This is a genomic window from Streptomyces anandii JCM 4720 (assembly GCF_014650655.1).
In the GTDB taxonomy this organism is placed as follows: domain Bacteria; phylum Actinomycetota; class Actinomycetes; order Streptomycetales; family Streptomycetaceae; genus Streptomyces; species Streptomyces anandii.
This window is the reverse complement of record NZ_BMVJ01000005.1, coordinates 1-7,724: the sequence shown is the minus strand read 5'-3', so window position 1 is coordinate 7,724 and position 7,724 is coordinate 1. Positions and strand designations below refer to the sequence as shown.

Below are 7,724 nucleotides of genomic sequence, written 5' to 3'. Positions count from 1 at the left end.
CACCAACAAGACGAACCAGAAGGCGTCGTACGCCGTGCAGGTCGACTTCAGGAACCCGGACGGCCAGGTCGTGGAGACCCGTTACGTGGGCGCGGAGAACCTGGAGCCCGGCCACAGCGACCAGCCGATCGTGTTCAGCCGGTCGCCGGCCGAGCCCCAGTTGACCGCCGTACTGGCGAAGGCGCAGCGCTACTGACGCCGGCCGGGGCTCGCTGAGGCCGGCCGAGGCGTCAGCCCAGCACCCGGCGCTTCTGCGCTGCGAACTCCTCTTCCGTGAGGACGCCCTGGGCCTTCAGCTCGCCCAGCTCCTTGAGCTGGTCGATCTTGCTCGTCATCTCGTCGTCGGTGGAGGGCGGCGCCGTGGGCGCAGCGGCCGGCTGCTGCGCGTACTCCTGCTGGGGCTGCTGCTGGGCGTCCTGCTGCGCCCAGCGTCCCGCCTGGCGGCGCGAGACGCGGTTGGACACGGCGGTGGCGGTGCCGGCGACGACGGCGGTGCGCGCGACGCCGCGGAGAAGTCCGGGCATGTTCTCTCATCTCCCCTGCTGGGTGCGGAAGGTCCTCCCTGCCGGGTGCGGGAAGGTCAGGCGGCCGCGGAGCCTCCGGGCGGCGTGGTCGCCCCCTCCGTGGCGTCCAGCGAGGCCAGCAGCGCCTGCACCGGGATCCGGCCGCCGGCGACGAGCTGGGCCCCGCCGCGCCGCAGCGCGCGGGCGAGGGGCGCGGCCCACAGGTTCTCGTACACCAGGACGGCGGCGGAGTTGCCGGGCTCCAGCGCGGCCCCGGCCTCGTCGAGGTCGCCCTGGTCCAGCACACCGCAGGACGCGCCTTCGAAGACCGACAGGTCGATCTCGTCACCGAAATCGCTCAGCTCCAGCGCGGCGACCGACCCGTCCGTGTCCTTGCGTACGAACGTCAGGTCGATGATCCGGATGATCCCCCGCTCGACCAGGTCGACCAGGAGCGGGAAGCCCTCGCCGGTCATGCGATTGCCGGGGAACTCGATGACCAGGTAGTCGACGGGGCCCATTTCTTCGACGTCGTTCATGGCCGTTCCTCCGGGGGATGGACGGGATCCGGGCCGGGCCGACCTCGCCGCTCGGGCGCGCGCCCTCGGCGCGGCCGGCGGTGACCGGGCCCTCCACGCCCATTGCAGCACGCGGCCGGAGGCCTCGCACGTCCGGCGGCCGGCGGCCCGGCGCGGGGCCGCGGGCCCGTCCTTGACTTGGAGCGCACTTCAGCTCCTAACGTCGGAATCGAAGACCGACCGTGAACGAAGGGCTGGAATCCACATGAAACAGCGCAGGCTGCGGGACCTCGAGGTGTCGGCCATCGGCCTCGGCGCCATGGGCATGTCCGCCTTCTACGGCTCCTCCGACGAGGACGAGGCCATCAGGACCATCCGGCGGGCCCTGGAGCTCGGCGTCGACTTCATCGACACCGCGCAGCTCTACGGGCCGCTGACGAACGAGATGCTCGTCGGCCGGGCGATCAAGGGTCACCGCGACGAGTACGTGATCGCCACCAAGTTCAACTACCGGATGGACAACGCGGTTCCGGGCGACATGAGCACGATCGGGCGCCAGGACGGCTCCGCCGAGCACGTGCGCAGCTCCGTCCACGGATCGCTGCAGCGGCTCGGAACCGACTACATCGACCTGTACTACCAGCACCGCGTCGACCCCGAGGTGCCGATCGAGGAGACGGTGGGCGCGCTGGCGGAGCTGGTCGCCGAGGGCAAGATCCGGCACATCGGGCTGAGCGAGGCGGCGCCGGAGACCATCCGCCGCGCCAACGCCGTGCACCCGGTCACGGCGGTGCAGACCGAGTACTCGCTGTGGACCCGGGACCCCGAGGCGGAGGTGCTGCCCGCCTGCCGGGAGCTCGGCATCGGGTTCGTGCCGTACTCGCCGCTGGGCCGCGGCTTCCTGGCGGGCCGGTTCTCCTCGCCCGACGAACTCGACGAGAACGACTGGCGCCGCAGCGGCCCCCGCTTCACCGGCGACAACCTGGAGGCGAACCTGCGGCTCGCCGGGAAGGTGAAGGAGATCGCCGCGGAGAAGGACGTGACGCCGGCGCAGCTGGCGATCGCCTGGGTGCTGGCCCAGGGCGAGGACCTCGTCCCGATCCCGGGCACCAAGCGCCGCACCTACCTGGAGCAGAACGCCGGCGCGGTCGACGTCGAACTCACCGCGGACGACCTGGCCCGCATCGACGCCGAACTCCCCGGCGCCGCCGGCGCGCGCTACGACGAGGCGGGCATGCGCGCCGTGAACCGCTGACGCGGAGAACGGCCCGGGGCCCCGGATCCCGGCCGGCCCGGGGCCCCGGGCCGGCCGGGATGCAGAGCCCTCAGTTCTGGGACAGCATGCCCTCGCGCAGCCGGGACAGGGTGCGCGAGAGCAGCCGGGAGACGTGCATCTGGGACACGCCGAGGCGTTCGCCGATCTGGGCCTGGGTGAGTTCCTCCACGAACCGCATGTGGATGATCCGCCGGTCCCGTTCACCGAGTTCGGCGATCATCGGGGCCAGGGCGTGGAAGTCCTCGACCAGTTCCAGGGCCGTGTCGTCGGCGCCGATGAAGTCGGCGAGCACGCTCTCGCCGTCCTCGCCGGTGCCCAGGGCGGCGTCCAGGGAGGAGGAGTTGTAGGCGTTGGCGGCCAGCCGGGCCTCGATGACCTCCTCCTCGGAAAGGCTCATCAGCTCCGACAGCTCCTTGACGGTCGGCGTACGGCCGAGCCGGCTGCGCAGTTCCTCCGTCGCCCGGGCCAGCTCCACGCGGGCCTCCTGGAGCCTGCGCGGCACGTGGACGGCCCAGGAGGTGTCGCGGAAGAAGCGCTTGATCTCGCCCACGATGTAGGGGATCGCGAAGGAGGTGAACTCCACCTCGCGGGTCAGCTCGAACCGGTCGATCGCCTTGATCAGCCCGATCATGCCGACCTGGACGATGTCCTCCATCTCCTCCGGCCCGCGGCTGCGGAACCGCGCCGCCGCGTACCGGACGAGGGACATGTTCATCTCGATCAGAGTGTTGCGCGCGTACTGGTACTCGTGCGTGCCCTCCTCCAGCGTCGCGAGCTGGTCGAAGAACAGCCTGGACAGCGCACGCGCGTCCCTGGGGGCGACCCGCGTGGGGTCGGCGACCTCCGGAAGCCGGGTGGTGGGCGTGCCCGTGTCCGTGCCCGTGTCCGCGTTCGCCCTCGCGTTCGCCACGGTCGCTTCCGTCATCGTCCGTTCCCTCCCGAGTCGACCGGCTCGACGCCTGTCCGCTGTGAGCCGACGCAAGAGCGCCTACCCCGGCTCACGCCTCGCATGCGCCGGAATCGCCGGACCTTCGGATCCACGGCTCAGTTCCGCGGTGAACTGCGCACCCGTGAGCAGGGCGAGGTTGGAGAGCCACAGCCACACGAGGAAGACCACCGCGCCGGCGAGGGAGCCGTAGAGCCTGCTGTACGCGCCGAGCACGGAGGCGTACATGGCGAAGGCCGCCGAGACGGCCAGCCACAGCACGGCGGCCAGGACGCCGCCGGGCAGACTGTGCCGGCGCCGGCGCGCCGCGGTGGGACCGGTGTGGAAGACGACGACCACCAGGACGGCCGCCAGACCGAGCAGCAGCGGCCAGCGCAGCAGGTTCCACGCCCAGGCCACGGTGGCGTCCAGGCCGAGGAGGCGGCCGGCGGCCTCGGCGACGGGACCGGTCAGCAGCAGCACGAGCGCGCTGACGACGAGCAGTCCCAGCAGGGCCAGGGCGGTCAGCACGATGCGGTGGGCGCGCCGCAGCGGCGAGCGCCGGTCCTCCGTCCGGTGCATGCGGTGCAGCGCGCGGCGGAACACCGCGAGGTAGCTGGAGGCGGACCACAGGGCGCTGGCCGCGCCGGTGACCAGCAGCGTCCAGGTCGTCGAGTCGGCGCGCAGCATACGGGCCAGCACGTCGTGGAGCTGGGCACCGGACTGCGCGGGCGCGTAGGCGGTGACGTGCACGATGAGCTGCTCCGCCGTGCCCGGGCTGATCAGCGCGAAGGCGATGACGGTGACCAGCAGGGCGGGGACCACGGTAAGAATCGCGTAGTACGTCAGGGCGGCGGCGTGGTCGGAGACGTCGTCGCGCCACATGGAGACCGGGGTGCGGCGCAGAGCCGGCCACCAGACGCCGGTCGCCGGGGAGCCGGCGGCGGGCACGGCCGGTGAGGTCCGCGTGGTCATGAGCCAGGCCCTTTCTGCGGTGATGTGCGGTTCCGTCCGTCGGACCCGGCCCGGGCCACGGCTGTGACACATATGCCCGGATTCCCCTCCACGATGCGTCACGGACCCGGTCCGAGGTGCCCGGGACAGGCGTCCGGGCGAGCGACGCGGCACGGCCGGGCGAGGGTGCGGGCGGTCGTCACCGGAGGCGCGCCGAAGCCGCGCGGCGCGCGGCGCGTGGCGCGCTGCGGTCGCACACCCCCTCCGCGACGGCCTCGGCGGCGGAAGTACGCCGGCCAGGACGCGGCACCCCCGGCCTCAGGTCGGTCCTGGGGGGCCGTACGTCGGCCGGCAGGCCCGATCCAGGTGAAGAAGGACTTCCCGGCAGTCCGCCGCGCCTTCGGCGACCTGTTCATCGGTCCGCTTTACCGGTCCGCTTCGAGGCGTACGAAGGGGATCGACTCCCCCACCCTGCGGTAGCCGGCCTCGCTGCCGTCGACGGTGAAGCCCATGAAGGCGCACAGCCGGCGGGCCACCCGCGGATGCCTCGGGGCGTAGCGGGCCATGATCTCGCCGCCCTCCCCGGGCGTGAGGGAGTGCGCGGTCACGCGGTGGCGGCGGTTGCCGACCTGGATCACGGTCTCGGGCCGCCGGCGCAGATTGAGGTACCAGTCGGCCCGGGGGCCGAAGCCGGAGGCGATGGTCCAGCTGCCGGCGGCCGGATCGCGCGTGACCACTTCGAGCACCACCGAACGGTCGAGACCGGAGGTGCGCCCGGTGTGGTGCAGCAGCAACAGCCGATCGCCGAACAGCGGGCCGAGGCCGACGCGGTAGAGCCTGAGCGGCAGCCGTGCGACGGCGCGCTGCCACCCCCTGGGCCGGGCCCGGTGCTCGATCCGCTCGGGCCCTTCCGCCATGGCCGACCGCCGCCTTCCGCGTTGGAGGGAGAAGCGCCGGGGCACTTCTTTTGGGTAACGAGGTTCCGTGCTCCGCCGTTTGGCGGCAGAACCTTTGCATAGTCTAAAGGAGTCCGGACGCCGCGAGGAGTGGTCGTCCCGAACCGGAGCACCGCGGGAGTACGTCAATGACCGGAGAGCGACCACAGCCACGGCATGTGGTCCTGTCCTGGCTGCCGCTGATCACCATGTCCGCCGTCGCGCTGGTGGACCTGGTGGCCGGCCCGAGCGTGGGACTCCTGCCGTTGGTGTCGCTGGGGCCCGCCTTCTCCGGACTGGTCGGCGGATGGCGGCGTACGGCCCTCGTCGGCGTCTTCGCGCTGCTGCTGTGCCTCGCGCTCGGCATGTACGACGGGCTGTTCGCGGAGCGGCGCGGCTTCACGGCCATGGCCTCGGTCGCCGGGGTGACGGGGGCGGGGATCGCGGCCGCGGTGATGCGCGGCAGACGGGAGGCCGAGCTCGCCGGGGTGCGGTCGGTCGCGGAGGCCGCCCAGCGCGTGCTGCTGCGGCCGGTCCCGCTGAACGTGGGCTCGCTGCGGATGGCGGTGTCGTACACCTCGGCGGTCGCCGAGGCGCACATCGGCGGTGATCTGTACGAGGTGGTCGCCACCCCGCGGGGCGTGCGGCTGATCGTGGGGGACGTGCAGGGCAAGGGGCTCGCCGCGGTCGAGACGGCGGCGGTGGTGCTGGGTGCCTTCCGGGAGGCGGCGCACGACGAGCCGGACCTCGGCGGTGTGGGCGCGCGGCTGGAGCGCAGTGTGGGCCGGGAGGGCGACGGCGAGAAGTTCGTGACCGCGATCCTGGCCGAGGTCCGCTCCGACCACCAGGTCGTCTTCCTCAACTACGGCCATCCGCCGCCGCTGGTGATGCGGCGCGACGGCACGCTCGACTTCCCGGAGCCCGCCGAGTACGCGCTGCCCCTGGGGCTCGCGGTCCATGGCGGGCCCGAGGCCAAGCCGTTCACGGTCCGGTTCGCGCCCGGGGACCAGTTGCTGCTCTACACCGACGGCGTCACCGAGACCCGTGACGCCCGGGGCGACTTCTATCCGCTGCCGGACCGCGCGGTGCTGCTGAAGGAGCCCGACGCGCGCCAGGCGCTCGAGGGGCTGCGCGACGACCTGATCCGCTACGCCGAGGGCCCCCTCCACGACGACGCGGCGATGCTCCTGGTCCGCTACCGGGAGCACTCCGAGGGGGCCGCCTGACGGGGCACCGGCCGGCCGAGGGCGTGGAGTTCGAGGTCGCCGGCCGCGGGTACCGGGGGTTCCGCGCCCGCGGCGTTGAAGGCGGCGAGCGCCTCGACGAGCGCTGCACGCCGGCCGGGGGCGAGCCGCTCGACGATCGCCGTGACCTCGGCGCGGCGGGTCGACGGCACGTCCCTGCTGTCGCGCCGCCCTTCCAGCCCGCTCACCGGACCGGCCCCGGAGCCGCCTCCGGGACGCCGGGGCCGGGGACGGGCCGGGGCCGTCAGCGGGGCGGGCGGGAGCCGGTGCCGAGGCCCACCATCCGCCAGATCCTGATCTCACGCATGATCCCCGGCATCTCCCGGACCAGCAGGACGAGCGCCAGCCCGCCGACCACGACGGCCTGCGCCGTCAGCACCTGTTTGGCGGTGATCCTCATCCCCGCTCCTTCCCGGTTCGTGTGTCCATGCCTGTACCGACCTGTCGTACGGTCCGGCCCGCCATGCGGCCGTCTCAGCCCGGCGGAAGGTTCGGCATGATCTTCATCATGGCGTTGTGCTTGCGCCAGTGGATGCCCGTGGAGCGGCGCGCGTCGGCGGTGCCGTCCTTGTGGTGGCCCGGCTGCCGTTCGTAGGGGCCCGAGTTGCCCTCGTGCAGCCCGGGGACGTGTTTGGGGGCGTCCGGCTTCACGTCGGGCTTGCCGACTCTGATCCTGCCCATGGTCTGCTCCTCACTCTCGATGCGCTCACTGCCGTTCGGTGAGCTCGGCGAAGAATTCCTCGATCGCCGGCCAGACCCGCCCGCCGCCGGACAGACCGCGCCAGTGCGTCCGTACGACGGCGACCATGCGGAAGCAGTCGTCGACCGGGGTGATCCAGTGGTGCTCCTGGCCACGGGCGGTGTTGACCAGCAGCGCCTCGACATCCGGCTCCAGCGTCGCCAACGGCGCGCAGTCCGCCGCCAGTTCGCGCCAGGCCCCGACATCGGCCTCCCACCGGGTGGCACCGGCCGGGCTCGGATAGTGGGCCGTGACGGTGCCGTCCCGGTGGGTCACGAAGAACGCCAGGCCGACCGGCACCCCGAGGGCGGTGGTGTCCAGCTTGGGCAGTCTGACCCGCCGTTCGGGCACCAGCCGGTAACGCCCCTCGCTCGCGGCCTCCTCGACGAACAGCACCGAGCAGGCCCGGCACGCGCACATCAGCTCCGCGCTCCCGGTGTCCAGCAGATGGCGGTGGTCCGGCGGCACCTGCTGCCCGCACAGATCGCACTGTTCCGCGGCCCGCGTCCGCAACTGGGCGACGCCGCGCACCACCCGTGCCAGGGCTCCCGAGGTCGTGGTGTCAGGCATGGGTTTGGGGGCCGTAGGTGGGGGTGTGGTGGGTGGTGAGGGTTTTGCCGTTGCCGGTGT

General features: G+C 72.7%; 11 protein-coding genes and 1 pseudogene. 3 read left to right on the top strand and 9 right to left on the bottom strand.

Annotation, left to right across the window (positions count from 1 at the left end; genetic code table 11):
- Positions 1-196, top strand: a pseudogene (locus IE249_RS36890) (hypothetical protein); the annotation flags it as partial.
- 34 nt (positions 197-230) lie between these two features.
- Here IE249_RS36890 and IE249_RS10865 read toward each other — a convergent pair.
- Positions 231-524 carry an SHOCT domain-containing protein gene (locus tag IE249_RS10865; RefSeq protein ID WP_189704589.1) on the bottom strand — a complete coding sequence of 98 codons (294 nt, stop codon included), beginning with the start codon at positions 522-524 and terminating at the stop codon, positions 231-233.
- A 56-nt stretch (positions 525-580) separates the two neighbouring features.
- A complete protein-coding gene (locus tag IE249_RS10860) occupies positions 581-1,042 on the bottom strand; it encodes a DUF6325 family protein (protein WP_189704588.1) in 462 nt (153 codons plus the stop codon).
- A 244-nt stretch (positions 1,043-1,286) separates the two neighbouring features.
- Between IE249_RS10860 and IE249_RS10855 the strand changes: the two genes are divergently transcribed.
- Complete coding sequence (locus IE249_RS10855; protein WP_189704587.1) at positions 1,287-2,276, top strand: aldo/keto reductase; 990 nt, start codon at positions 1,287-1,289, stop codon at positions 2,274-2,276.
- 70 nt (positions 2,277-2,346) lie between these two features.
- Here IE249_RS10855 and IE249_RS10850 read toward each other — a convergent pair whose 3' ends face one another.
- From IE249_RS10850 to IE249_RS10840, 3 genes are all read right to left on the bottom strand, one after another.
- Positions 2,347-3,222: an RNA polymerase sigma factor SigF gene (locus tag IE249_RS10850; protein ID WP_189704586.1), complete on the bottom strand. Its 876-nt coding sequence runs from the start codon at positions 3,220-3,222 to the stop codon at positions 2,347-2,349.
- Positions 3,223-3,285: 63 nt separating this feature from the next.
- Positions 3,286-4,197 (bottom strand): YihY/virulence factor BrkB family protein, encoded by a 912-nt coding sequence (locus IE249_RS10845; protein ID WP_189704585.1) that lies wholly within the window; start codon positions 4,195-4,197, stop codon positions 3,286-3,288.
- A 404-nt stretch (positions 4,198-4,601) separates the two neighbouring features.
- Entirely contained in the window at positions 4,602-5,093 is a 492-nt protein-coding gene (locus tag IE249_RS10840; RefSeq protein ID WP_189704584.1) for a nitroreductase family deazaflavin-dependent oxidoreductase, read from the bottom strand.
- A 167-nt stretch (positions 5,094-5,260) separates the two neighbouring features.
- Here IE249_RS10840 and IE249_RS10835 point away from each other — a divergent pair, with 167 nt between their 5' ends.
- Positions 5,261-6,337: a PP2C family protein-serine/threonine phosphatase gene (locus tag IE249_RS10835; protein WP_189704583.1), complete on the top strand. Its 1,077-nt coding sequence runs from the start codon at positions 5,261-5,263 to the stop codon at positions 6,335-6,337.
- Here the strand turns inward: IE249_RS10835 and IE249_RS10830 are convergent.
- The 4 genes from IE249_RS10830 to IE249_RS10815 all read right to left on the bottom strand — a co-directional run bounded on the left by IE249_RS10830 (position 6,307) and on the right by IE249_RS10815 (position 7,664).
- Complete coding sequence (locus IE249_RS10830) at positions 6,307-6,543, bottom strand: hypothetical protein (RefSeq protein WP_189704582.1); 237 nt, start codon at positions 6,541-6,543, stop codon at positions 6,307-6,309. The genes IE249_RS10835 and IE249_RS10830 overlap by 31 nt on opposite strands.
- Positions 6,544-6,599: 56 nt before the next feature.
- Positions 6,600-6,755 (bottom strand): hypothetical protein, encoded by a 156-nt coding sequence (locus IE249_RS10825; RefSeq protein ID WP_189704581.1) that lies wholly within the window; start codon positions 6,753-6,755, stop codon positions 6,600-6,602.
- A gap of 74 nt (positions 6,756-6,829) precedes the next feature.
- Positions 6,830-7,036 (bottom strand): hypothetical protein, encoded by a 207-nt coding sequence (locus tag IE249_RS10820; protein WP_189704580.1) that lies wholly within the window; start codon positions 7,034-7,036, stop codon positions 6,830-6,832.
- A gap of 25 nt (positions 7,037-7,061) precedes the next feature.
- A complete protein-coding gene (locus IE249_RS10815; protein ID WP_189704579.1) occupies positions 7,062-7,664 on the bottom strand; it encodes a DUF5947 family protein in 603 nt (200 codons plus the stop codon).
- Positions 7,665-7,724 lie beyond the last annotated feature (60 nt).